Origin of the sequence: Trichlorobacter sp. (assembly GCF_034008105.1) — a bacterium.
In the GTDB taxonomy this organism is placed as follows: Bacteria; Desulfobacterota; Desulfuromonadia; order Geobacterales; family Pseudopelobacteraceae; genus Trichlorobacter.
The window spans coordinates 110,017-133,113 of record NZ_JAVEPN010000003.1; the positions used below are offsets into that span (position 1 = coordinate 110,017).

At 61.7% G+C, this 23,097-nt stretch carries 23 protein-coding genes and 1 pseudogene; 12 read left to right on the forward strand and 12 right to left on the reverse strand.

The window, feature by feature from the left end; genetic code table 11:
- Positions 1-36: 36 nt before the first annotated feature.
- Genes proB through rdgC form a run of 3 tightly spaced genes read right to left on the reverse strand, consistent with a single transcriptional unit; the run spans position 37 to position 3,337 of the window.
- Positions 37-1,158 carry a glutamate 5-kinase gene (gene proB, locus RBQ93_RS03000; RefSeq protein WP_320370530.1) on the reverse strand — a complete coding sequence of 374 codons (1,122 nt, stop codon included), beginning with the start codon at positions 1,156-1,158 and terminating at the stop codon, positions 37-39.
- Entirely contained in the window at positions 1,158-2,174 is a 1,017-nt protein-coding gene (gene obgE / locus RBQ93_RS03005) for a GTPase ObgE (protein WP_320370531.1), read from the reverse strand. The genes proB and obgE overlap by 1 nt, the downstream gene beginning before the upstream one ends.
- Before the next feature lie 5 nt (positions 2,175-2,179).
- Entirely contained in the window at positions 2,180-3,337 is a 1,158-nt protein-coding gene (gene rdgC, locus RBQ93_RS03010) for a recombination-associated protein RdgC (protein WP_320370532.1), read from the reverse strand.
- 190 nt (positions 3,338-3,527) lie between these two features.
- Between rdgC and RBQ93_RS03015 the strand changes: the two genes are divergently transcribed.
- Positions 3,528-3,812, forward strand: coding sequence for a hypothetical protein (locus RBQ93_RS03015; protein WP_320370533.1), 285 nt, complete (start codon positions 3,528-3,530; stop codon positions 3,810-3,812).
- A gap of 1 nt (position 3,813) precedes the next feature.
- On the opposite strand, the gene RBQ93_RS03020 is transcribed toward RBQ93_RS03015, so the two are convergent.
- The 4 genes from RBQ93_RS03020 to RBQ93_RS03035 all read right to left on the reverse strand — a co-directional run bounded on the left by RBQ93_RS03020 (position 3,814) and on the right by RBQ93_RS03035 (position 7,764).
- On the reverse strand, positions 3,814-4,779 hold the full coding sequence (locus RBQ93_RS03020) for a 4Fe-4S binding protein (RefSeq protein ID WP_320370535.1): 966 nt from the start codon (positions 4,777-4,779) through the stop codon (positions 3,814-3,816).
- A 68-nt stretch (positions 4,780-4,847) separates the two neighbouring features.
- Positions 4,848-6,254, reverse strand: coding sequence for a DegQ family serine endoprotease (locus RBQ93_RS03025; protein ID WP_320370536.1), 1,407 nt, complete (start codon positions 6,252-6,254; stop codon positions 4,848-4,850).
- Between the two features lie 19 nt (positions 6,255-6,273).
- Positions 6,274-6,945 carry a response regulator transcription factor gene (locus RBQ93_RS03030; RefSeq protein ID WP_320370537.1) on the reverse strand — a complete coding sequence of 224 codons (672 nt, stop codon included), beginning with the start codon at positions 6,943-6,945 and terminating at the stop codon, positions 6,274-6,276.
- 9 nt (positions 6,946-6,954) lie between these two features.
- Complete coding sequence (locus tag RBQ93_RS03035; RefSeq protein ID WP_320370538.1) at positions 6,955-7,764, reverse strand: pyruvate, water dikinase regulatory protein; 810 nt, start codon at positions 7,762-7,764, stop codon at positions 6,955-6,957.
- 148 nt (positions 7,765-7,912) lie between these two features.
- Here RBQ93_RS03035 and prmA point away from each other — a divergent pair, with 148 nt between their 5' ends.
- The 9 genes and pseudogenes from prmA to RBQ93_RS03080 all read left to right on the forward strand — a co-directional run bounded on the left by prmA (position 7,913) and on the right by RBQ93_RS03080 (position 16,079).
- Complete coding sequence (gene prmA / locus RBQ93_RS03040) at positions 7,913-8,833, forward strand: 50S ribosomal protein L11 methyltransferase (RefSeq protein WP_320370539.1); 921 nt, start codon at positions 7,913-7,915, stop codon at positions 8,831-8,833.
- Positions 8,830-9,576 (forward strand): 16S rRNA (uracil(1498)-N(3))-methyltransferase, encoded by a 747-nt coding sequence (locus RBQ93_RS03045; protein ID WP_320370540.1) that lies wholly within the window; start codon positions 8,830-8,832, stop codon positions 9,574-9,576. The genes prmA and RBQ93_RS03045 overlap by 4 nt, the downstream gene beginning before the upstream one ends.
- Positions 9,577-9,587: 11 nt before the next feature.
- Positions 9,588-10,124, forward strand: a complete 537-nt coding sequence (locus tag RBQ93_RS03050; protein WP_320370541.1) for a hypothetical protein — start codon at positions 9,588-9,590, stop codon at positions 10,122-10,124.
- Between the two features lie 77 nt (positions 10,125-10,201).
- Positions 10,202-11,965, forward strand: coding sequence for a DNA mismatch repair endonuclease MutL (gene mutL / locus RBQ93_RS03055; protein ID WP_320370542.1), 1,764 nt, complete (start codon positions 10,202-10,204; stop codon positions 11,963-11,965).
- Positions 11,962-12,870, forward strand: a pseudogene (gene miaA, locus RBQ93_RS03060) (tRNA (adenosine(37)-N6)-dimethylallyltransferase MiaA); the annotation flags it as partial. The gene mutL and the pseudogene miaA, both read left to right, overlap by 4 nt.
- A 22-nt stretch (positions 12,871-12,892) precedes the next feature.
- Positions 12,893-13,120, forward strand: a complete 228-nt coding sequence (hfq, locus tag RBQ93_RS03065; RefSeq protein WP_320370543.1) for an RNA chaperone Hfq — start codon at positions 12,893-12,895, stop codon at positions 13,118-13,120.
- 40 nt (positions 13,121-13,160) lie between these two features.
- A complete protein-coding gene (locus tag RBQ93_RS03070; protein WP_320370544.1) occupies positions 13,161-14,234 on the forward strand; it encodes an AI-2E family transporter in 1,074 nt (357 codons plus the stop codon).
- A gap of 1 nt (position 14,235) precedes the next feature.
- The gene (locus RBQ93_RS03075) at positions 14,236-15,582 is read left to right on the forward strand and encodes a DUF512 domain-containing protein (RefSeq protein WP_320370545.1); all 1,347 of its coding nucleotides are present in this window, start codon (positions 14,236-14,238) and stop codon (positions 15,580-15,582) included.
- Positions 15,579-16,079 carry a hypothetical protein gene (locus RBQ93_RS03080; RefSeq protein ID WP_320370546.1) on the forward strand — a complete coding sequence of 167 codons (501 nt, stop codon included), beginning with the start codon at positions 15,579-15,581 and terminating at the stop codon, positions 16,077-16,079. Before RBQ93_RS03075 ends, RBQ93_RS03080 begins: the two co-directional genes overlap by 4 nt.
- Positions 16,080-16,161: 82 nt before the next feature.
- Here RBQ93_RS03080 and RBQ93_RS03085 read toward each other — a convergent pair whose 3' ends face one another.
- Positions 16,162-16,677: a peptidylprolyl isomerase gene (locus tag RBQ93_RS03085; protein WP_320370547.1), complete on the reverse strand. Its 516-nt coding sequence runs from the start codon at positions 16,675-16,677 to the stop codon at positions 16,162-16,164.
- Positions 16,678-16,813: 136 nt separating this feature from the next.
- Here RBQ93_RS03085 and RBQ93_RS03090 point away from each other — a divergent pair, with 136 nt between their 5' ends.
- A complete protein-coding gene (locus tag RBQ93_RS03090; RefSeq protein WP_320370592.1) occupies positions 16,814-17,989 on the forward strand; it encodes a DUF2201 family putative metallopeptidase in 1,176 nt (391 codons plus the stop codon).
- Here RBQ93_RS03090 and RBQ93_RS03095 read toward each other — a convergent pair.
- A complete protein-coding gene (locus RBQ93_RS03095; RefSeq protein ID WP_320370548.1) occupies positions 17,973-18,932 on the reverse strand; it encodes an A/G-specific adenine glycosylase in 960 nt (319 codons plus the stop codon). The two genes, RBQ93_RS03090 and RBQ93_RS03095, sit on opposite strands and share 17 nt — an antisense overlap.
- Between RBQ93_RS03095 and RBQ93_RS03100 the strand changes: the two genes are divergently transcribed.
- Complete coding sequence (locus tag RBQ93_RS03100) at positions 18,931-19,338, forward strand: hypothetical protein (RefSeq protein WP_320370549.1); 408 nt, start codon at positions 18,931-18,933, stop codon at positions 19,336-19,338. The genes RBQ93_RS03095 and RBQ93_RS03100 overlap by 2 nt on opposite strands.
- A 60-nt stretch (positions 19,339-19,398) precedes the next feature.
- On the opposite strand, the gene RBQ93_RS03105 is transcribed toward RBQ93_RS03100, so the two are convergent.
- The 3 genes from RBQ93_RS03105 to ileS form a co-directional block, all read right to left on the reverse strand.
- Positions 19,399-19,617 (reverse strand): hypothetical protein, encoded by a 219-nt coding sequence (locus RBQ93_RS03105; RefSeq protein WP_320370550.1) that lies wholly within the window; start codon positions 19,615-19,617, stop codon positions 19,399-19,401.
- Positions 19,618-19,719: 102 nt separating this feature from the next.
- A complete protein-coding gene (gene lspA, locus RBQ93_RS03110; protein WP_320370551.1) occupies positions 19,720-20,208 on the reverse strand; it encodes a signal peptidase II in 489 nt (162 codons plus the stop codon).
- A 2-nt stretch (positions 20,209-20,210) separates the two neighbouring features.
- Positions 20,211-22,985 (reverse strand): isoleucine--tRNA ligase, encoded by a 2,775-nt coding sequence (ileS, locus tag RBQ93_RS03115; protein WP_320370552.1) that lies wholly within the window; start codon positions 22,983-22,985, stop codon positions 20,211-20,213.
- Positions 22,986-23,097 lie beyond the last annotated feature (112 nt).

Sequence of the window (23,097 nt, forward strand, 5' to 3'; positions counted from 1 at the left end):
CCGGCAGGGCCCTTAGCGTTTGTATAGGGTGATCGTTTAGAGCACTACCAGATTATCACGGTGAATCACCTCATCGCCATACCGATAGCCCAGCAACTCCTCGATCTCGCAGCTCTTGTGTCCGGCCAACAGGGCTATCTCGCGACTGCTGTAGTCAGCCAGACCGCGACCGATCTCCGAGCCGTCAGGGCCGCAGATCCGCAGACAGGCGCCCCGCTCAAAGCGCCCTTCCACCGCCGTCACCCCGGAGGGCAACAGACTGGTTCCCTTTTCCAGCAACGCCTTGCGGGCACCGGCATCCACCACCAGCCTGCCGCTGGGACGCAAGGTGTAGGCAATCCAGTGCTTGCGGAGATTCATGCCATCGGCAGCCGGCAGAAACAGGGTGCCCACCTGCTCGCCAGCCACAGCCGCCGCGATGATGCCCGGTCGCTTGCCGCAGACCATGATCGTCGGCACACCATGCTTGCCGGCCTTCTTGGCGGCCGCCACCTTGGTGGCCATGCCGCCGGTGCCGACACTGGATCCACTGCCGCCGGCAGCACGCTCCACCTCGCGGGTGATGCCCTGCACCACCGGCAACAAACAGGCATCGGGGTTGGTACGTGGATCGGCGCTGTAAAACCCTTCGATGTCGGTCAGGATCAGCAGCAGGCCGGCCTCGGCCACATTGGTCACCAGGGCCGACAGGTTGTCGTTATCGCCGAACTTGATCTCCTCCACCGCCACCGTATCGTTCTCGTTGATCACCGGCACCGCACCGGCAGCCAGCAGGGCATCCAGGGTGGCACGGGCATTCAGGAACCGCTGGCGGCTGGCCAGGTCGTCGGCGGTCAGCAGGATCTGCCCCACCGCCAGCCCAAAGGGGGCAAAGGCCTCTTCATAGGCCCGCATCAGCCGGGTCTGCCCCACGGCGGCTGCGGCCTGTTTCTGGGGGATCGTGCGGGGACGCTCGGTCATGCCCAAGGCACTGCGGCCGGCAGCCACCGCGCCGGAGGAAACCAACACCACCTGGATGCCGTCCTTGACCAGCTGAGCTATATCAGCGCTGATCTGGCGAACTACGGCGTAATCCAGATCGCCCTGGTCGTCGGTCAGCACCCGGCTGCCCACCTTAACCACAATCCTGCGCACCTGCGGCAGCAGCTCCCTGCGCATTACCACTCCTCCTGCGGTGCGCTCCACAAACGCTGTGCGATGGCATCCAGCAAGGCCTCAACCCCCTCACCGGTGGCCGACGAAATCGGGTAGACAGCAATGCCGCGTTCCTTGAACCAGGCACTGGCCGTCTCCAACTGCTCGCGGGCCGTGGGCAGGTCGATCTTGGTCAGGGCCACGATCTGGGCCTTGCCGCCCAACTCTTCGCTGAACAGGGCCAGTTCGCGGTTAACCGCCTCAAAGGCAGCAAAGGGATCCGACTCAGGCAGACCGGAGATATCCACCAGATGCACCAGGATACCGGAACGTTCCAGATGCTTCAGGAAACGATGCCCCAGCCCGGCCCCGGCATGGGCCCCCTCGATGATACCGGGGATATCGGCCATCACAAAGGAGCGGTAGTCCTTGTAACCAACCACGCCGAGGGAAGGGGCCAGTGTGGTAAAGGGGTAGTCGGCCACCTTGGGACGGGCCGCCGAGACCTTGGCAATCAGCGACGACTTGCCTGCATTGGGCAGGCCCAGCAGTCCCACGTCGGCCATCAGTTTCAGTTCCAGCCGCAGCTTGCGCTCCTGCCCCTCTTCACCCGGCTGGGCAAATTTTGGGGCCTTGTTGGTGGCAGTGGCAAAGCGGGCGTTACCCTGCCCGCCACGACCGCCCTTGAGCAGTACGATCCGCTGGCCATCCTCAGTCAGGTCGGCCAGCTCCTCACCGGTCTCAGCATCCTTGATCAGAGTGCCCACCGGCACCTTGATGATCAGATCAGCACCGGCGGCGCCGTGACGATCCTTACCCATGCCATGATGGCCGCGTTCGGCCTTCTGATGCTGTTTGTGACGTAGCTCAAGCAGGGTTGAAAGCGACTTGGTGGCCTCAAAAATCAGGTCGCCACCCCGGCCGCCATCGCCGCCGTTCGGCCCGCCAAACGGGATAAACTTCTCGCGCCGGAAGGAAACACAACCAGCGCCTCCATGCCCCGAGGCGCAGTGCAGGGTGACTTCATCGATGAACTTCATGGTGATTACCCTTCCAGCCAGGCGCTGATCTGTTGTTGTCGTTCGGCCCAGCCAGCTCCGATACGTTCCTTGAGAAAGACCAGCAGGAGCGAATCAAACATCTGCAGTCCGGCCTCCAGCAGGTACATCCGCTCATAAAAGGCCGATTCGCGCTCTGACAACTCCTCGACCCCCTCCCGCTCCACCCTGACCGGCGGGCACTTGAAGGCGCCAAAGGTAAACAGCTCGGCGTTCAACACAAAGCGCCACTGCAGTTCATCTTTTTCAAGATAAATGGCGGCGCTGCTGATGGCCTTGCCGCTTTTAAGGGCCGAGCGGGCCTCCAGATAGCTGTCCTGGGAACCGCTGACCGCCACCTTCTGCGGACCACCCTCGCCGCCGCCCTGCAACTGGATCCGGTCGTCGATCCAGGCGGCAAACGGCGTGCCCTGCTCATAGGAACCGGGCACCTGCACCCTGAAACTGCCGCCTTCCAGACCAGCCTGCAGCAGCCAGAGCAGGAACTCCTCCCCCAGCCAGCGGTTGCTCTGGATCTCGTCCAGGGCGGCATCTGAACCGGCCTGATTTAAGGCGGCCAGCTGCTGCTGGCCGGCCTCATCCAAAAGCCCCAGCGCCCGGCGATAGGGATAGATCAACTGTGGGCGCAGGTTCTCAAAACTCTTGACAAACAGTTCCTCAAAACGCTCCATGGTCTTGGCGGAGGCACTGAACAGGTTCAGCAGGCCGCTGTCCTGCTGCCAGGCCAGATCCACCGTGGCCGGGGACGGCAGGCTGCGAGTCAAAAGACCCAGCCGCACCCGTTCTTTAATCTCCTCCCGCTCCCGCTTGGGCGGGCGTTTCAACTCCGGCCGTTTGGCCAGATAATCGCCTTCAGCCCGGCCGATATGCGACTTGAGCAGCGCGGCCGGGATGCGGCGTTGGTCGCGGCGGTAGGTAAAGAACAGGTACCGGTCACGCCAGAACGCAGCCGCATTGTTGAAATCCGGGTCATCGGGACGGTCGGTACAGGTCCAACCTTCGGCCTGTTCCTCGGCCGACTGTTCGATAGACGTAAAGATTCTCCCGCTCAGTGCGGCAGACAGCCACTCGAAGCGCTCCTCACGCGGCAGGTCACCACTGATCCGGTACTGGGCAAAGCTGACAGTATTTGAATAGACTCCCATGCGGCTCACTCATCCCTTCTGATAGCACTTACTGCAGTGCCTGAAACAGTTATCACTAACCGTAGTTACGGTCAATTATCAATACCTTTTCCGTATCGCCGGCGGTCAGCTTGACGACGGCCAGCACCAGCGATAGAGTTCATGGCACACGCCAGACTGTTAACGGCAGACACCAGAAAGGAGTCGAACCATGCGCACCACCACGATCCTGACCGCCTGTTGTATCCTGCTGCTCCCGCTGTACGCCCCGGCAGCACACCATGAGGCTCCACTGGTGAAGCAGGTGGAGAAGCCTGCCAGCATCCGGCCGGTCAAGGCCAAGCCAGCGAAAAAACCCAAGGCTACCAGCAGCAAGGACAAGCTCTCGGTGACCGGCTACGGCGAAGACCCAGGCGAAGAGACCCAGGAACGGCCGAACCCACTCAACCGGCAGGGGCTTGAGCATCCGAAGCCGGTCACATCACCGGTTCGTTAGGCTACTGCCCCAGCAGCTCACGGTAATCAGCCGGGCTGACGATGGTCTGCCAGTGGCCGCTGGCCTTGCCCAGTCGGGTGCCGCCCCAGAACAGCAGCAGCACCAGCAGGGCAAAGACAATCCCCTGCAGGGTGTAGCGACCAAAGGCCCGCATACTCAAGGCGCTGTGTACCCGGCAGTGGCTGATACAACGCCAGCAGCCCAGGCATTCCTGCTGGTTGACCCGACTAGCATGCATGATATCCAGCCGCGAGGGACAGACCTGGTTGCAAACACCGCAGGAGACGCATTGTTTGGGGTCGCGTTGCACCGCCAGGGGCGAGACCAGCGCCACTACCCCCAGCAGGGCGCCGTAGGGGCAGAGGTAGCGACAGAACGGGTTACGGAGCGGAATGGAGAGCGCCAGCAACAGCGCTGCCACCGCCAGGGTTGTCACGGATGGAGAGCGGAACAGCTGCAGCAGCTTGACGTCAGACACGGCATGGTAGCCGCTATAGAGAAATCCCTCCAGCGCCTCCAATGACCAGGACAGGGCAGTAGCCAGAAAAAAGCCCAGCAGCACGTGTTTGATCACCCGCAGACTGCTGTCAAGCCAACGGGGCGGCGTCAGGTTGCGCTGCAGCTTGCGAAACCCCAGCTTCCAGAGCCACTCCGAGATGGTGCCGATCGGGCAGATCCATGAGCAGAAGGCCCGACGCAACAACAGTGCGATGACAACGATGGTGGTAAAGATCACCACTGCTGCCGGGTGGACCGGGTTGATGCCGCCCCCTTTCAGCCAGGCCACGGCACCATAGAGACCCGAAATCGGCAAAAAGGCCTCAATGGCAGCCGGACGAAGCGGCAACGGCCCTCCAGAGAACAACGCCCCCACAAAACGGACGAACTGAAAGCCGATCAGCAGGCTGAGCAGCAAAAAAACGATCTGGATCAGGCCTCGCAGCGGTTGAACATACCGATTGAACATCTGACCTCCAAACAGCACAGGGGCGACCAGCAGGCCGCCCCTGTCCGTTCGTAATTACAGTGACCGTATCAGTCTGCAGTCACGGCGACATACCCAAAGGAACCATCGGGGCGACGCAGCAGCAGGCGAATCACTTCACCCTTCTTGACCTTGCTGGCCAGCTTGGCAAAGGCCTCCAGGTTCTCAACCGGCTGCCCGTTGAACTCCAGCACCAGATCACCCCTCACCAGGCCAGCATCCTCGGCCGGTGTGCCGGGCTTGACCTCGGACACCACCACCCCTTTTTCATCGCGCAGCCCCAACTGGCGGGCCAAATCAGGGGTCAGCTCACGCACACTGACACCGATGCCGGCGCTCTCCGGCGCGCTGCCCGGCTTGGCTGCCGCTGTCGCCTCTTTGCTCTGTCCCACCACGGCGGTCAGCACCTGGCGCTTGGCCTTGCGATAGATCACCACCTTGACCGTCTTACCCACCGGGGTGGCAGCCACCACCTTGGGCAGGTCAGTGTCACCGTTGACCGGGCGACCGTCGAACTCAACGATCACATCCTCACGCCTGAAACCGGCCTTGTCGGCCGGAGACCCCGCTTCGACGTGGGTAACGATGATCCCTTTATCCGAAGGGAGCCCCAGTGAGGCTGCCAATTTGGGGTTCAACTGGTCAAAATTGACCCCCAGATAACCCCGCACCACCCTGCCGGTGGTCTTGAGCTGTTCCACCACCGCCTTTGCCATGGTGCTGGGGATGGCAAAGCCGATCCCCTGACCACCGGCGATGATGGCGGTATTGATACCGATCACCAGACCTGCGCTATTAAAGAGCGGGCCACCGGAGTTGCCGGGGTTGATCGAGGCATCGGTCTGGATGTAGTCGTCGTAGGGGCCGCTACCAATCACCCGTCCCTTGGCGCTGACGATACCCGCTGTCACGGTATGCGCCAAGCCGAACGGATTGCCGATCGCCATCACCCACTCGCCCACCTCCAGCGCATCGCTGTCCCCCAGTTCGACGGCCGGCAGCGGCTTGCTATCGTTGATCTTGAGCAGGGCAATATCAAGTTTGTCGTCCTGGCCCTTCAGCTCGGCCTTCAGCTCACGGCCATCGGACAGCTTGACCATGATCTCGTCGGTGCCACCCACCACATGGTTATTGGTCAGGATATAGCCGTCCGGGCTGATGATGAAGCCGGTGCCCATGCCTTGCTGCTTGCGCGGCTGCTGGGGCATCTGCTGACCAAAGAACGGACCAAAAAACTCATTAAACAGATCATTACCCATGAACGGGTTGACCGGCCGGCCGCCAACCTTGGGCTTGATGTTCTTGACGGTGCGGATGTTGACCACCGTCGGCTTGAGCCGCTTGGAAAGTTCGACAAAATCAGGGCTGACCGTCTTGGCCTGCCCGCCTGACGGCACCGACAGCAAAAGCCCGGCGCCCAGTATGATACTTAGACACAACAGCCTGAACAAACGCATCGTAGAAACCTCCTGGTTGCTAGCCTTCGCGCAGCACATAGCCCTGGCCGCGCACGGTATGGATCAATCTACGCTCAAAACCTTTATCGACCTTTTTGCGCAGATAGTTGACGTAGACGTCGATGATATTGGTGAAGGTATCAAAGGTATGTTCCCAGACCTGCTCGGCGATGGTCGTCCGGGAGAGCACCGTGTTGGGGTTGCGCATCAACAGTTCCAGCAGGCCGTACTCCTTGGCGGTCAAGTCGATCTCCCGCTCCCCGCGCCAGACCTGATGACTGACCGGGTCCATCCGCAGGTCGGCAAACACAAGCTCGGCACCGCGCTCCATCACGCTGCGCCGCACCAGCGCCCTGACCCGGGCCGACAACTCGGCAAAGGCAAACGGCTTGGTCAGGTAATCGTCGGATCCGGCATCCAGGCCGGCCACGATATCGTCGGTGGTATCGCGGGCGGTCAGCATCAACACCGGCATGCTCCTGCCAGCCTGACGCAGCTCTTTGACCACCGTCAGCCCGTCTTTCTTGGGCAGCATCACATCCATGATCAACAGATCGTAGGAGACGCTTTCAGCCATCTGAACGCCTTCAGCACCGTCATAGGCAACATCGACACTATAGCCTTCCTCCTCAAGCCCCCGCCTGATGAAGGCCGCCACCTTCTTTTCATCTTCAACCACCAGAATCCGCATGGTTCCCCCTCAGTAAGACTGTTGCGCACCGAGTCGCCGCAGTATTTCAGAGGCAGACTCTTCGATGGATTTATTGGTGACGTCGATCATCAGCCAATCGGGATGACGCCGAAAGTACTGGCGGCAGAAGCTGATCTCCTCCTCCACCCGCTCATAATCGGCATAGCTGTTACGCATGCTCTGACCCATGTTCACCAGGCGGGAGGTCCGGATCTCCACCAGACGTCTGGGGCTGATCACTAGGCCCACTACCTTCTTGGGATCGATGCGATCAAGCTCTGCCGGCGGCTCAATCCCTTTTACCAACGGCACGTTGGCCACCTTGTAACCCTTGTGGGCCAAATACATCGAAAGCGGTGTCTTGGATGAGCGGGAAACACCCACCAGCACCAGATCGGCCTTGTTCAGACCGCGGGTTTCCTGGCCGTCGTCGTGCTTGACGGTGAAGTTGACCGCCTCCATGCGCCGGAAATAGTTGGTGTCGATCTGGTGCAGCAGGCCGGGGGTGGACTGGGCTGCCGCCCCCAGAAAGATCGACAGACTGTGCAACAGCGGCGACAGCAGGTCAAAGGCCATCAGGCCATATTCTTCAGCAATGGTATGCACGGCAACGGCCAGATCAGTATCCACCAGCGTATAGACCAGCAGACCGCCGTCGACGGTCACCGTGGCCATGGCCTGCTGCACCTCAAGCTGATTGGTCACCTTGCCGAGGCGCACAATCCGCACATCACTGCCCCCGAACTGAGAAAGGGCAGCCTTGACCACCCGCTCGGCGGTCTCGCCGGTGGAATCTGACAAGACATAGATTGTTTTCATCGTGCGCCACCCACTCCCGTCGGGACAGTAACTATGCCAAAATTTTAATGAAAAAACTAGTCGGCTACCGTGGCTTTGTCAAGATTTTTTGTTGTCAGGGCCCAGCCATTCTGCTACCTTGCGCCCCATTGTGAACCAAGGAGACAGCATGGCATCAGCATGGTATCAGGTCAGTTGCGACGTCCCAGCCCCCCTGGCAGAGGCGGTGGCCGACTACCTGTCTGAACGATCCGGTTGCGGCGTCTGCACCGACAACCGCAACGTGGATACCTTTTCAACCGACGATATCCCGACCAGTGACACGGTCACCATCACCAGCTACTTCAGCGTCCCCTGCCCGATCGAACAGCACCTGGCCGCCCTGACTGCCTTTCTAAACCAGCTGCCCCCGCAGCTGCCGGACTACCAGCCAACGCCACCCCAGGTCAGTATGATCGCCGAAGAAGACTGGGCCAGTTCCTGGAAAGAGCATTTCAAACCACTGCCGGTGGGCAAGCGACTGCTGATCCTGCCCTCCTGGGAGACACCGGCTCCAGACGAGACACGTCAAACCATCATCCTTGACCCCGGCATGGCCTTCGGTACCGGTGGCCACGAGACCACCCGGCTCTGCCTGGAGTGTCTGGAGCAGATCCTGGTTGAAGAACCCCGGCAGGAGGCCCCGCTGCTTGATCTGGGGACCGGCTCGGGCATCCTGGCCATCGCTGCGGCCAAGCTGGGTGCCACGCGGATCGACGCCGTGGATATCGATCCCCAGGCGGTGCTGGTGGCAGATGAAAACTGTCGCCTGAACCGGGTGGCCGACGCCGTTGCCTGCAGCACCACCCCACTGGAACAGCTGCCGACCGGTTACCGGGTAATCCTGGCCAACATCCTGGCCGAGGAACTGGTGCGGATGGCGCCGGAACTGACCCGCCGCCTGCTGCCGGGCGGACTGCTGGTGCTGTCCGGCATCCTGGCCGAGCGTGAGCAGTATGTGATTGACGGTTTTGCCCCGCAGCCGCTGACGCTGGAGGCCTCACTGGCTGCCGGCGAATGGCGCTGCCTGCGCTATCGGAAGCAGTCATGAGCCGTCGCCGCTTTGTGGTCAGCTCACGCAGCATCCGTGACGGCTACGGCTCCTATGATGGCCAGCTGCACCATCACATGGTGCGGGTGCTGCGGATGCGTCCTGGTGACGAGGTACTGCTGGTGGATGAGCAGGGCCGCCGTCACGAGGGGCTGATCGACCAGGTTACCCAGGAATGGACCGCCGTACGGATCACCGCCACCCTGGAGGCGGCGCAATTTCCCGATGCCCCGGCCATCACCGTGATCCAGGGACTGCCCCGCGGCGAAAAGATCGAACTGGTGCTGCAAAAAGGCACCGAGTTGGGGGTCAGCGAATTCGCCATCTTCCGGGCCGACCGTTCAGTGCCGAAACTGGCCGGCGAGAAACTGCAGCATCGCCTGGAGCGCTGGAACAAGATTGTGTCTGAAGCGGCCCGTCAATCGGAACGCTTCGATCAGCCCGACGTGGCCTGGCATCCCACCGCTGCAGCCGCAGCTGCCAGCGCCGCCAACGCCGACCTGAAGCTCTTGCTCTGGGAGCGGGGCACCCCCTCGCCGCTGCGTGAGCTGCTGGAGGGCCAGCCCAGGCCAAGCCGGGTCGCCATCGCCATCGGCCCTGAAGGCGGTTTTGAGCCGGGCGAGGCCGAGGCTTTTTCACTGTGGGGCTTTACACCTGTAACCCTGGGCGAGCGGATTCTGCGTACTGAAACCGCTGCCCTTGCCATGACCGCCATTCTGCAGTATAAATGGGGCGATATCTAAGGAGGCCGTGCATGAAATGTCCCAAGTGTGGTTATATCAGCTTCGAGACCAGCGACAGCTGCCGCAAATGCTCCAATGACCTGAGCGCGTTCCGCCAGACCCACGGCCTTACCCCGATCGTACTGCCGGCAGCGGTGCGGGCCAGCATGGCCAAATCCCTTGGTGCAGGAGAGACGGAACACCATCCGTCCCAGGAACCGGCCAACGACGCCTTCACCTTTGATCTGCCCCAGCACGAAGAGCCTGCGGCACCGGCTGCCCCCAGCGACCCCTTTGCCTTTGTCTCCGGTACGTCCGGCGCCTCCCTCGATGCGCCAGCTCCGGCTGCCCAGGATCCGTTTGCCGAACTGCTGGAGAGCACCCCGACCGCGCCGAAAGCTGCCCCTGCGCCACAGGAAGCAGCAGGCCAGGGGTTTGAACTGAACAGCTTCTCCTGGGACGACACACCTGAACCGGCCGCTTCCGGCGCAGCACCCCAGCAGGCAGCCCCCAAGAAAACCGACGATGACTTCAGCAGTCTGTTTGGCGATCTGGGCAAACCTGAGTAAGCACCCCCGATCGGCAGTCCACCCATAGTGAGAATCAAAAAGAGCGGGCCAGCCCGCTCTTTTTGCATGGAGTAACCGTGCCGCCACGCATCAAGATACTGTCCGAGAGCCTGGCCAACAAGATCGCTGCCGGCGAGGTGGTGGAACGCCCCGCCTCGGTGGTCAAGGAACTGGTTGAGAACGCCCTGGACGCCGGCGCAACGGATATCCGCCTTGAGATCAGCAACGGCGGCCGACGGATGATCCGTGTCAGCGACAACGGCCACGGCATGTCCCGCGAGGACAGTCTGCTGGCCCTGGAACGCCACGCCACCAGCAAACTCGCCAGCGACAGCGATCTGGACTGCATCAACAGCCTGGGGTTCCGCGGCGAGGCGCTGCCGGCCATCGCCTCGGTAGCCCGGCTGCGCCTCAAAAGCCGCCAAAACGACAGCATCGAAGGAACCGAAATTCAGGTGGAGGGGGGCCGCATCAAGCAGGTTGCGGCCTGCGGCATGGCCCCCGGAACTGAGATCACGGTTGAGCAGTTGTTCTTCAATACCCCGGCCCGACTCAAATTCCTGCGCAGCACCGAGACCGAGGCAGCCCACGTCGGCGACCTGGTCGTGCGACTGGCCATCTCGCGGCCCGATGTGGCTTTCTGCTACATCAACGATGGCCGGGAACTATTTCGCGTAACAGCCGGTGACCTGTTGCCGCGCCTGCAACGGCTGATGGCCCGTGGCACGCCCCTCTACCCCTTCGAGGGCGAGAGCGCCGCCGCCCTGGTCAGTGGCTACCTGGCCCCACCCAGCGCCAGCCGTTCCAGCGCCGGCTCCATCTTTACCTTCATTAATGGCCGTTTTGTCCGGGACAAGGTAGTGCAGCATGCCATCCTGCAGGCCTGGCGGCCCGTGCTGGAAAAAGGGCGCTACCCGCTGCTGGCCCTGTTCATCGAACTGCCCCTGGACGAGGTAGATGTCAACGTCCACCCCACCAAGCATGAGGTCCGTTTCCGGCGTCAGGGACAGGTGCACGACACGATCCAGTCGGTGCTGTCCGAGGCCTTAAGCCGCTCCCCCTGGCTGCAGCGCACGCCGGCTCAACGGACAGCCCCCGCCACCAGTGTCCCGCAGCGGCCCCTGGCCAGCCACCAGCAGGGGGTGCAGCAGGCCCTTTATCGCTTCATGGCTGATCCGCCGGCAGGCCCGACGCCACCAACGGTACAGGAAACGCCTCCCCCCTACGCCTGCTGCGAGCCACAACCGGAGACCGCCGGCTACTTTGCATCACTGCAGGTGATCGGCCAGTTCCAGGCAGCCTACATCCTCTGCCAGGGCGACAACGAACTGGTGATCATCGACCAGCATGCCGCCTACGAACGGGTGCGCTTTGAACAACTCAAGCGGTCATTTCTAGCTAGCGGCGTTGAATCACAGCGCCTGCTGCTGCCCGAAACCGTCGAGCTTTCCTTTGCCGAGGCCGACGCGGCCCGTCGCCACCGCCAGGGACTGCTGGCCCTGGGCTTTGAGCTGGAGGAGTTCGGCGGCCAGACCTTCCTGCTGAATGCCGTGCCACGCATTACCGCCACCACCGAGCCGCTACGGCTGCTGCACGACCTGTTGGCCGACCTGGCCACCATCGGCGCCAGCGGTTCCTTTGAGCAGCTGCGGGACGATCTGCTGTCGCGGGTGGCCTGCCACAGCGTGGTGCGCGGCACGCACCCCCTGGACCGGCGTCAGATGGAAGCGCTGCTCACGGAGATGGACCGCACCGATTTTTCGGCCCACTGCCCCCATGGCCGCCCGGTCTCCCACACCATCACCCTGCGTGAGCTGGAAAAACTGTTCAAGCGGACATGAAACCACGGATCGTTGTCATTACAGGGCCAACCGCGTCTGGAAAATCAGACCTGGCGTTGGAACTGGCCGAACAGCTGGATGGCGAGATCGTCTGCGCCGATTCCCTGACCATTTATCGTGGCCTGGACATCGGCAGCGCCAAGCCGACCCCGGAACAGCGCCGGCGTGTCCCCCATCACCTGCTGGACATCCGTGAGCCGACCCAACCGTTTACCGCCGCCGACTTTCGCACTGAAGCCAGCCAGGCCATCGACGACATCCTTACGCGGGGCAAACTGCCCCTGGTGGTGGGCGGCACCGGGCTCTACCTGCGGGTACTGCTGCGCGGACTGACCGACGCGCCGGGAGAGGATCCGGCCCTGCGCCAGCAGCTTAAAATGCGCGCCGACCTGCAGGGTGCAGCGACACTACTGGAAGAACTGCGCCAGGTAGATCCAGAGACGGCCGCCCGTTGCCATCCCAACAACCTGGTGCGCATCCTGCGGGCTCTTGAGGTGTGGCACACCACCGGCAGGCCGTTATCCAGCTTTCATGAGCAACACGGCTTTAGCGATCAGCCCTACGACGCCCTGCTGCTCTGCCTCGACCTGGTACGGGAGGAGCTGTACCGGCGCATCGACCGCAGGGTGGAGCTGATGCTGAACGCTGGCTTGGTTGATGAGGTACGTGGCCTGCTACAGGCCGGCGTGCCTGCCGATGCCAAACCGCTGCAGGCCATCGGCTACAGGGAGGTGCTGGCCCACCTGCACGGCGAACTGCCGCTGGAGGCCATGCTTGAGCTGATCAAACGCAACACCCGCCATCTGGCAAAGCGTCAGTTGACCTGGTTCCGCCGTGAACCTGACCTGCAGTGGGTTGCATATCCGCAAAACTCTGCTACTATCGCTGCATTCGTTGCTATGTTCTCGAGAGAAGGAGAGAGGCCCCATGTCCAAGACCCCCTTCAACATTCAGGATCAGTATCTGAACCAGTCCCGCAAAGAACGGGTCAAGGTGATCGTACGGATGATGTCCGGTGATGCCATCGAGGGGTATATCAAATCCTTCGACAACTTTTCGCTACTGCTTGACGCCGGCGGCGACATCCTGCTCTACAAGCACGCCATCGCCACCATCACCTCGGTGGACGGCACCTTCCGCCTGCATCACCAATAACCAGACCGGGGGTTAAACTGCCCCCAGATCTCCTGACCCTATGCCCCGTAGCTCTAAACTATTGCTGACCGTCCTCTGCCTGCTGCTGGCAGCCACCCTGCTGGTCTGGTTCAAGGCCGGCGCCGTACTGGTGCAGCTGTTTATCGCCCTGGCCCTGGCCTACCTGCTGAACCCGCTGGTCAACAAGCTGGAACAGCGTGGGCTGAACAGGACCGTGAGCGTGCTGCTGGTGTTCAGCCTGGCCCTGATCGGGATCAGCCTGGTGCTGCTGCTGCTGACGCTGGCGATCAAATCGGAGCTGTCCAAGGTCCAGCTGAACATCCCGGCCTACGCCACCCAGCTCTACGAACTGATCCCGCTCAAGATCAAGAGCTACCTGCAGATCGACACACCGGACCGGCTCAGCCAGCAGCTGACCAATCTGGCGCTGACATTTAAGGGATCTGCCCTTGATATTGCCAAACCGATCCTGCAGTGGTTGCAGCAGGCGGTCAGTTCCACCGTCGGCCTGATCCTCAACCTGTTGGGCTACCTGATCATCCCGATCTACCTGTTTTATCTGCTGGCTGACATGCCGCTGCTGACAGCCTGGCTGAAGGAACTGCCGCCGCTGCGCTTCCGTGAGCAGCTGGGGCTGCTGGTTAAGGAATTCGACGAGGTGCTGGCCGGTTTTGTGCGTGGTCAGCTGTTGGTCTGCGCCATCCTGGCGGTGCTCTATTCCGCGGGGCTCTGGCTGATCGGCATCGATCTGGCCGTGGTGATCGGCACCCTGTCAGGCGCTGCCTTCATCGTCCCCTATCTGGGCACCATGCTGGGAATCGTGCTGTCGATGCTGATGGCGGTCCTCAAGTTCCACGATCTGCTGCACCCCCTGCTCTGCCTGGGCTGGTTCGCCCTGGTCCAGGCGCTGGAAGGGACCGTGATCACCCCCAAGGTGGTGGGCAACACGGTGGGGCTACACCCCCTGATCGCCATAGTGGCGCTCTTGATCGGCGGGCAACTGATGGGTATCAGCGGCATGCTGCTGGCGATACCGGTGGCGGCAATCCTCAAGGTGCTGGCCGGACATCTGCTGACCTATTACCGCTCTTCAGCATTTTATCAAGGCACCTGAGATGAGCGGCCTGGTGATTAAAAGCATAGCGCCCGGTTCGGCGGCGGAACGGGCCGGACTGCTGCCCGGTGAGCGACTGCTGGCCATTGATGGTCAACGCTTGCGCGACCTGATCGACTACTCCTGGCTGGTCAGTCACGAAGAAGCTGAACTGACCGTTGCCGATCAGGACGGCCAGCAACGGTTCGTGTGGCTTGAACCTGAACCGGGTGAGCCACTGGGTCTGTCCTTTGCCCCGCCGGAGCCGAAACGCTGCGGCAACAACTGCGTCTTCTGCTTCGTACACCAGCTGCCCAAAGGGCTACGACGTCCGCTGTATGTGAAAGACGAAGACTACCGGCTCTCCTTCCTGCATGGAACCTACGTCACCCTGACCAACCTGAAAGAGTCCGAGCTGCGCCGGATCATCAGGTTACGCCTGTCACCGCTCTACATCTCAGTACACGCCACCGATCCGGTAGTGCGGGAACGCCTGCTGGGTAAAAGCAACATCCCGCCGATCCTGGAGCAGTTGACCCGGCTGGCTGCGGGCCGCATCCAGATGCATACCCAGGTGGTGCTCTGCCCCGGCCTCAACGATGCCGAGACACTGGAACGGACCGTCAGCGACCTGGCAGCCCTCTACCCGGCAGTGCAATCCCTGGCCGTGGTGCCGGTGGGACTGACCAGCCATCGCCAGCGCCTGCCCCAGTTGACCGCGGTGGACAGTGGCTATGCGGCAGCATTTCTCAACGCATGGCTGCCACGGATGCGGGCCCTCAACAAACGGTTACGCACACCGTTCCTGCAACTGGCTGACGAGCTCTTCCTCAAGGCCGGCCACCCCTTCCCGCCCCTCAAGGAGTACGGCGACCTGCCGCAGTGGGAAAACGGGGTCGGCATGGTGCCCTGGTTCCAGCACCAGGCAGCAGCGGTGATCAAACGGGCCAAGCCGCTGCCCCGCCCCCTACAGGCAACACTGGTCACCGGACGGTCGGCGGCCGGCTTCGTGTCTGATTTCGTTGCGGCACTGGCGGAAAAGACCGGAGCAGAGCTGGCTGTCCACGCCATTCCGAACCTGCTGTTCGGCGAGAGCGTCACCGTAACCGGCCTGATCAGCGGCTCGGATATCATCACCGCCCTTACAGGCCAGGAACTGGGAGAGCTGGTGCTGCTGCCGGGGGTGATGCTGAAGGAAGGCGAAGGCTGTTTCCTTGACAATATGACCCCGGCCGATGTCAGCCAGGCGTTGGGCTGTCCGGTGGTCAGCTTCGATGGAACGCCGTCAGGACTGTCGACCACCCTGCGACGCTATGCGGCCCGCAAGGTTACTGCAACCAATACGACCACCCGGAGGAGAAAACCATGAAGATGCGACTGATGCTGACTGCCGTACTGTTATCCCTGTCTCTGACGACCCTGGCCGAGGCTGCCAGCTTTGACCTCGGCGCCCGTTTCGGACGCACCGTTGAGGAAGACGGTGGCACCGCCGAGGTGGCGGCACGCTACTTCCCGATCCCGCTGGTCAGCCTGGGTGCCACGCTGGGCTACACCCGGATCGAGTATGACAAGGACTGGTATTACAAGGAATCGGACACTATGGCGCTGGGCGGCTACCTGAACGGCCACCTGCCGCTGCCGTTTGTGAAGCCCTACGCCGGTATCGGCGGCATCTACTACGCCAACAACGATACCGATTCAGCCAACCCGGCCGACCAGGGCGACGAGCGCTCCCGCACCATGACCATCCAGGGAGGGGTCGATATCTCACTGCCGCTGCCGTTTCTCTCGGTGAATATCGAAGCCCGCCACCTTGTCAGCGACGACCAGACCATGATCCTGGGCGGGGTCTGGTTCCGCTTTTAGGCAGTAACCTTGACCAAAACGCGACAAGGGCCGTGAGTCTTGAGACTCACGGCCCTTGTTTGTTACTGCTGCCTGATTCGGTTTATTCAATAACCGTGGCCGAAATGATGGTGATCGGCTCCAGTGGCACATCGCCATGGCCGGCCTTGGTGCCGGTCTTTACCTGACGGATCTCGTCCACCACCTCCATGCCGTCGATCACCTGACCGAAGACGCAGTAGCCGAAATCTTCCTGGCGCTTGCCCCGGTTATCCAGGAAGGCGTTGTCGACCGTGTTGATGAAGAACTGCGAGGTGGCCGAATCAACCAGGGCGGTGCGGGCCATGGCCACGGTGCCGCGCAGGTTCTTCAGACCATTCTGGGCCTCGTTCTTGATGGCGAACTTGGTCTTTTTGGGCTGCATATCCGCATCAAGACCACCGCCCTGGATCATGAAATCCTTGATCACCCGGTGGAAGATCAGGCCATCGTAATAGCCGTCCTTAACGTAGCTCAGGAAATTCTTGACGGTGATCGGCGCCTTTTCCTTATTCAGTTCAAGGGTGATAGTCCCCTTGCTGGTCTCCAACAGTACCTGCGGCTTGTTCTCGTCTGCCATCTGAGCATTCCTCCTGATGCCGGAAAACCGGCTTGTTTCACGAAAGATGAGAAGATTTTATAGCATACTCCGCTACCGGGTGCCACTGGATTTTGCCGCTTTGACATCCAGGCCGGCTTTGGGCTACCCTGACAGCATGACCAGCCTGGAAAACGCCATTATCCGCCTGTTGAAGAGTCGCCCCTTCTACGGTCACCTGCTGCTCAACCTGCGCCGGGAAGCCTTGCACGATCAGACCAAAAGCGCCGGCATCACCATTCGCGACGGCATCCCGGTACTCAGCGTGGACGGGCCTGCCTTCGGTTCCCTGCAGCCGCTCCAGCAGGAGGCGCTGCTGGAGCATCTGCTCAAGCATCTGCTGCATCTGCATCCCTTACGACGGCGGCATCGCAACCCCCACGACTGGGACGTGGCCTGCGACCTGGCCATTAACCCCGGCATTGCAAACCTGCCGCCCGGCGCCCTGCAGCCCGCCAACTACCGGCTAGAAACGGGGCTGGCTGCCGAGGAGTACTACGACCTGATCGTGCCGACCTTTGATTTCGGTAATGTAGATGGCAGCGGTGCCGGAGGCAATCAGCAGGACTGCCAGGGTGGTTCTGCCGGCACAGGACCGGCTGATGCGCTCAAGGAGGCCGAGACCATCGACAGCCACGAGGCCTGGCAGGAGGCCGACGGCACGCCACTGACCCTGGCGGAAGAGATGGTACGAAGCCTGGTGCGTGATGCCCTGCAAGGCAGCGACGGACAGACGCCGGCCGATATCCGCGCTGTGGTTGACCACCTGCTGCAACCGGCGCCGATCCCCTGGCGGCAGGTACTGCGGCAGTTCATCGCCACTGCCGGCCGCACCGGCCGCAGCACCACCTGGATGCGTGAACACCGCCGCTTTGAGCACAGCACCCCCGGCATCCGCAAACGCCGCAAACTAAACCTGCTGGTGGGGGTCGACGTCAGCGACTCCACCAATATCGTGGCGCTGCGGGAGGCCTTTGCCGCTGAACTGGTGAGCCTTGCCCGGGGTCGCGACTGCCAGCTGACGGTGGTCTACGCCAATAGCCGCATCCAGCGAGTGGAGGCCTTCAGCACCAGCTCCTTCGTGGCCCAACGGTACGACGGCGGCGGCTTCACCGACCTGCGGCCGGTGTTCGACTACGCCAAGACCCTGCATCCCCTGCCGGCGGCGGTGATCTACCTGACCGACGGCATCGGCCCGGTGCCGGAGCGGATGGAATTTCCCACCCTGTGGGTGCTGACGCAGGAAGGCGAGCGGCCGGCCCCCTGGGGGGTGGAACTCAGGCTGACGGTATAAGATAACGTCTGCCCTGCCGCTGCAGGAACCCCTCCCGCACCAGCCCCTCAATAATACGCTGCAGACGATCGGACTCAACCTCCAGCGCCTGCCTGATGGCGGCAACGGTCAGGCCGTCGCTATCCAGCAACAGCCGCAACAGGGCACCGCGCACCTGACGGTCCGATCCCTCGAAACGGCTCTGCACGCTGTGATGCCGACTGCGACGGCTGGGGTTGGGAAAGCGCCGCTTCAAGTCGCTGCCGTAATCCATCAGGGCGTTGTACCAGTCGCGAGGACTGTTATGATCGAGTACCTGCTCCGCCAGTGACAGCAGCTCCTTGTCCGGCACTGCGTGTTGATCGCCACAGAACAGGTGTAGCAGCACGGCGCGGATATTGGTTTCAAGAAACACGGTGGGCCGGTTGAAGGCAAAGGCGGCAATCGCCCCGGCGGTATAGGGACCGATACCGGGCAGTTGCTGCAGCTGTGCCGGGGCGTCAGGCAGTCTGCCGTCCCACTGCATAACCACCTGCTGTGCCGCCCGCTGCAGGTTCAGTGCCCGGCGGTTGTACCCCAACCCCTGCCAGGCGGCCAGCAGTTCGGGGATCGGCGCCGCCGCCAGAGCCACCGGCCCGGGAAAGCGCTCCATAAATGCGGTGTATTTGGGGATCACCCGCTCGACCTGGGTCTGCTGCAGCATCACCTCGGACACCAGCACCTGCCAGGGATCAGAGGCGCGACGCCAGGGCAGATCACGCCCCTGTTCGGCGGCAAAGGCGTACACCAGCCGCTGAAAGGCGGAAACAACCGCTGCCGACACTCCTTGACGGTCTACCTGTGCCTTCAAGGCCGTCTCGTCAGGGGTATCCTGGCCCACCGGCCAAGCCTCAGCTAGCCCCTTGCGGTCAGCTACCGCTTTCAGGTAGGCTGCACCAGAACTTTTTGTCTGTGAGGAAACCATGGAGACACCTCTACAACCGATGACCGCCGATTCGGTCCGGGAACTGCTGGAAGCGGCCGGCGCTGAGGTAATGGCCCGTTCGGGCCGTTCGGAGCATTACAGCGCACCGCGAGAGTTTTCCTTTGAGGCCAAGGGAATCTTCCCCAACGGCATAACCCTGCATATCGTGGCACGCCAGTTCAATTACCGCGACCCCTGGGAGGCCAGCGGACGGGTCAACGATCTGGTGGATGTACAACTGCTCAAAGATGGCCAGCTGACCCCGCTCCCTAAGGGATTTCCCTTTTTCCAGGACACTGACGAGGAGACCGGCATTGATGAGCCGACCCTGCGGCAGCTGATCAGCTGCGTCCAGACGGTGAACCCCAAGCTGTACGAACTGCAACGGATCACCGGCGACCTATAAAAAACGGGAGCCCGTTACCGGTGCCCCCGTCCATCTGTCTAGTGTGCAGCTGCCAGCAGATCAGCGATGCTTCTGGCTGAAGCCCTTAAAGCCGGGGCTGGTATCTTGCTGCTGTGCTGGCCGTTTGCGGGGAGGTGCGGTCATCTCCCAAACCGCCTTGGAAAGCGATTTCTCCACCGGCAAGAGCATCAGCGCAACCAGGAAGACCAGCAGGAACACGGCGAACACGCCCAGTATCATGGCGCCTGAAGCCAGGATGACCTCCACAATAATCGGCATGACCCCTCCCCCTGGGCACTCAGCCCCTGCACGCCTTCATGGTTTTTTCAATGCACCCACGCTGTAACCATAGCACAGCGTGGGTGCCATTGCCACCATCTGCTAATGTCCCTGTCGCAGCTGTCTCCGCTCTTCCTGCAGCATATCAAAGGCCACCAGGGCCACTCCGACACAGATCAGCGAATCGGCCACGTTGAAGGCAGGCCAATGATAGCTCTTCCAGTAGACATCCAGAAAATCGATCACCTCGCCCAGCCGTATCCGATCGATCAGATTGCCGATGGCGCCGGAAAAGATCATCGCTAGGGCCACCTGGGCCAGGCGTTGATCCACTCGCAGCTTGCGCAGCACCACCAGAATCACCACCGCTGCCACCAAAGTGACGGTGATGAAGAACGGAATCCGCCAGGAGGCGTTGGCAAGGAAACTGAAGGCCGCCCCCTTGTTACGCAGGTAGGTGATGTTGAACAGACCATCCAGCACCGGGATGCTCTGATGCAAGCTCATGGAGCCATGGATATACAGCTTGCTGGCCTGATCTGCCACCAGTCCCAGCACCACGATCAGACTGAACAGGGACCAACGTCCCATACCTAGTTCACCGCCTCAGCGCAGGTGGGGCAGATGGTGGGGTGGTTGCTGTCGGTACCCAGTTGCTCACTGTAGTGCCAGCAGCGCTCGCACTTGTCGCCTTTGGCGGCGGACACGGCAATCTTCAGCCCCTCCACCGTTTCGGCAGTCAGGCAGTCGCCCTCCACTGTATCAACCAGATGCACCTGGGAGACGATCAGGATCGTCGGCAGGTCGGCGACGTAGCCCTCCAGAAACGCACGCAGCTCGCCGCTGGCGGCCAGGGTCACTGAGGCATCCAGCGAAAGCCCAATCGTCTTGGCAACCCGGGCCTGTTCCAATGCCTTGAGCACTTCGCCGCGGATCTTGATGATCCGTTCCCAGCGTTCCACCAGGGCATCGTCCTTTACCTCGGGGCTGGGCTGCGGGAAGGCGGCCAGGTGGACGCTGGCCTCATGCTCGCCCGGCAGATAGGCCCAGGCCTCGTCTGACGTGAAGGAGAGCAACGGCGCCAAGAGCCGCAACAGGCTGTCCAGGATGCGGTACATCACGGTCTGGGCCGCCCAGCGGTTGTGGGAGTCAGCCTTGCTGGTGTAGAGCCGATCTTTGAGGATATCCAGGTAGAAGGCGCTCATCTCAACCGCGCAGAAGGCGTTGATCTCCTGGTAGATGCTATGGAATTCCAACTCCTGATAGGAGGTGAGCACCCGCTCCTTCAACAGCTCCAGCTGATGCAGTGCCCAGCGGTCCAGCTCCGGTAGCTGATCAAAGGCGACGGTCTGGCTGGCCGGCTTGAAATCGTGCAGGTTGGCCAGCAGGTAGCGGCAGGTGTTGCGGATGCGGCGGTAGGCCTCGGCCACCCGATTGAGGATCTCCTGTGAGATGCGCGAATCGTCGCGGTAGTCCTGGGCGGCACACCACAGCCGCAGGATGTCGGCCCCCAGCTTCTTGATCACATCCTCCGGCGCCACCACGTTGCCCATCGACTTGCTCATCTTGCGGCCCTGACCATCCAGCACAAAGCCGTGGGTCAGGACACTCTTGTACGGTGCATGGCCGCGGGTGCCGACACTCTCCAAAAGGGACGAGTGGAACCAGCCGCGGTGCTGATCGCTGCCCTCCAGGTACAGGTCGGCCGGGCTGGACAGCTTGGGGTTGGACTCCAGCACGGCGGCGTGCGAGACGCCGGAATCGAACCAGACATCCAGGATATCCATCTCCTTCTCGAAGTCGGCCTTGCCGCACTTCGAACAACAGGTAGCGGCCGGCAGCAGTTTTTCCGCCTCCCACTCAAACCAGATGTCGGAACTGTGTTGTTTGAACAGTTCGGCCACATGATCCATCACCGCACCGTCCACCAGATACTCGCCGCACTCCCTGCAGGAAAAGGCGGTGATCGGCACCCCCCAGGAACGTTGCCGGGAGATGCACCAGTCGGGACGGTTCTCAATCATGCCGTGAATCCGCTCGCGGCCCCACTTGGGGATCCACTGGACCTTGTCGATCGCTTCCAGAGATTTTGCACGCAGACCATTGGCCTGCATGCTGATGAACCACTGCTCGGTGGCCCGGAAGATGATCGGCTTTTTGCAACGCCAGCAGTGGGGATAGGAGTGGGAAATCTTGCTCTGGCCGATCAGGGCACCGACCTCGATCAACTTCTCGATCACGGCGGTGTTGCCTTCCTGTACGCTCATGCCGCCGAAGAACTCCAGCGTCTTCAGGTAGCGGCCGTAGTTGTCCACCGGGTTGTAGATCTCCAGCCCTTCCTTGAGGGCCAGTTCATAGTCCTCCTGGCCGTGACCGGGGGCGGTGTGGACACAACCGGTACCGGCCTCCAGGGTGACATGCTCGCCCAACAGGATCACCGAGCTACGGTCGTAAAAAGGATGCCGGCAGTTTTTACGCTCGAGGGCGGTGGCCTTGAAGCTCGCAATAACGCTGCCAGTGAGGCCATTGGCGGACAGGAACTGATCCTTCAAGCCTTCGGCCACGATCAGAACCCCCTGCTCCGTTTCCAGGGCGACATAATCGAACTCGGGGTGCATGGCGATGGCCAGGTTGGCCGGCAGGGTCCAGGGAGTGGTGGTCCAGATCACCACCGAGGCCTGCTTGCCGCCCAGGGCAGGGATGGCAGCGCTGACGTCATCGGTCAGCGCGAATTTGACGAACACCGAGTGGGAGCTATGGTCGGCGTACTCCACCTCGGCCTCGGCCAGGGCGGTCACACAGGAAGAGCACCAATGCACCGGCTTCTTGCCGCGGTACAGGCCGCCGTTTTTGGCAAACTTGGCCAGCTCGGCCGCGGTCAGCCCCTCGTACTCGTAGTTCATAGTCAGGTACGGGTTGTCCCAGTCACCCAGCACCCCCAGCCGCTTGAACTCCTCGCGCTGGATGTCGATGAACTTCTGGGCATAGACACGGCATTCCTTGCGCATCTCGGCCTTGGTCATCTGATGCTTTTTCGACCCCAGGTTCTTCTCCACCTGCAGCTCGATCGGCAGGCCGTGGCAGTCCCAGCCCGGCACGTAAGGGGCATGAAATCCCTCCATCCGCTTCACCTTCAGCACGATATCTTTCAAGGTCTTGTTGAGGGCGTGGCCGATATGGGTATGGCCATTGGCGTAGGGGGGGCCATCGTGCAGGATGTAGCTCGGACGGTCCTTGCCGCGCTCTTCAAGCTGGCCATACAGGTTAATCTGGTCCCACTTTTTGAGCAGCTCCGGCTCCCGCTGAGGCAGGTTGCCCTTCATCGGGAAGTCGGTCTGGGGAAGATTGAGGGTCTCTTTGTAGTCCATAGGTCGTACTCCAAACGGTCTGAAAAATTATATCAAAATACTGGCCCGTACCGCTAAAGTCAAGGAAAGAGACAAGAATACCCCCGACGACGCGCCGTTTTCCCCCTTGCAT

Bases quoted from the DNA above. Each gene is read 5' to 3' on its own strand.
- rdgC (WP_320370532.1), bottom strand. From the start codon at position 3,337: ATGGGAGTCTATTCAAATACTGTCAGCTTTGCCCAGTACCGGATCAGT.
- RBQ93_RS03020 (WP_320370535.1), bottom strand. From the start codon at position 4,779: ATGTTCAATCGGTATGTTCAACCGCTGCGAGGCCTGATCCAGATCGTT.
- RBQ93_RS03045 (WP_320370540.1), top strand. From the start codon at position 8,830: ATGAGCCGTCGCCGCTTTGTGGTCAGCTCACGCAGCATCCGTGACGGC.
- hfq (WP_320370543.1), top strand. From the start codon at position 12,893: ATGTCCAAGACCCCCTTCAACATTCAGGATCAGTATCTGAACCAGTCC.
- prmA (WP_320370539.1), top strand. From the start codon at position 7,913: ATGGCATCAGCATGGTATCAGGTCAGTTGCGACGTCCCAGCCCCCCTG.
- RBQ93_RS03035 (WP_320370538.1), bottom strand. From the start codon at position 7,764: ATGAAAACAATCTATGTCTTGTCAGATTCCACCGGCGAGACCGCCGAG.
- RBQ93_RS03070 (WP_320370544.1), top strand. From the start codon at position 13,161: ATGCCCCGTAGCTCTAAACTATTGCTGACCGTCCTCTGCCTGCTGCTG.
- RBQ93_RS03095 (WP_320370548.1), bottom strand. From the start codon at position 18,932: ATGGTTTCCTCACAGACAAAAAGTTCTGGTGCAGCCTACCTGAAAGCG.
- RBQ93_RS03080 (WP_320370546.1), top strand. From the start codon at position 15,579: ATGAAGATGCGACTGATGCTGACTGCCGTACTGTTATCCCTGTCTCTG.
- RBQ93_RS03100 (WP_320370549.1), top strand. From the start codon at position 18,931: ATGGAGACACCTCTACAACCGATGACCGCCGATTCGGTCCGGGAACTG.
- RBQ93_RS03090 (WP_320370592.1), top strand. From the start codon at position 16,814: ATGACCAGCCTGGAAAACGCCATTATCCGCCTGTTGAAGAGTCGCCCC.
- RBQ93_RS03030 (WP_320370537.1), bottom strand. From the start codon at position 6,945: ATGCGGATTCTGGTGGTTGAAGATGAAAAGAAGGTGGCGGCCTTCATC.
- RBQ93_RS03050 (WP_320370541.1), top strand. From the start codon at position 9,588: ATGAAATGTCCCAAGTGTGGTTATATCAGCTTCGAGACCAGCGACAGC.
- RBQ93_RS03085 (WP_320370547.1), bottom strand. From the start codon at position 16,677: ATGGCAGACGAGAACAAGCCGCAGGTACTGTTGGAGACCAGCAAGGGG.
- lspA (WP_320370551.1), bottom strand. From the start codon at position 20,208: ATGGGACGTTGGTCCCTGTTCAGTCTGATCGTGGTGCTGGGACTGGTG.
- obgE (WP_320370531.1), bottom strand. From the start codon at position 2,174: ATGAAGTTCATCGATGAAGTCACCCTGCACTGCGCCTCGGGGCATGGA.
- proB (WP_320370530.1), bottom strand. From the start codon at position 1,158: ATGCGCAGGGAGCTGCTGCCGCAGGTGCGCAGGATTGTGGTTAAGGTG.
- RBQ93_RS03015 (WP_320370533.1), top strand. From the start codon at position 3,528: ATGCGCACCACCACGATCCTGACCGCCTGTTGTATCCTGCTGCTCCCG.
- RBQ93_RS03075 (WP_320370545.1), top strand. From the start codon at position 14,236: ATGAGCGGCCTGGTGATTAAAAGCATAGCGCCCGGTTCGGCGGCGGAA.
- RBQ93_RS03025 (WP_320370536.1), bottom strand. From the start codon at position 6,254: ATGCGTTTGTTCAGGCTGTTGTGTCTAAGTATCATACTGGGCGCCGGG.
- RBQ93_RS03105 (WP_320370550.1), bottom strand. From the start codon at position 19,617: ATGCCGATTATTGTGGAGGTCATCCTGGCTTCAGGCGCCATGATACTG.
- ileS (WP_320370552.1), bottom strand. From the start codon at position 22,985: ATGGACTACAAAGAGACCCTCAATCTTCCCCAGACCGACTTCCCGATG.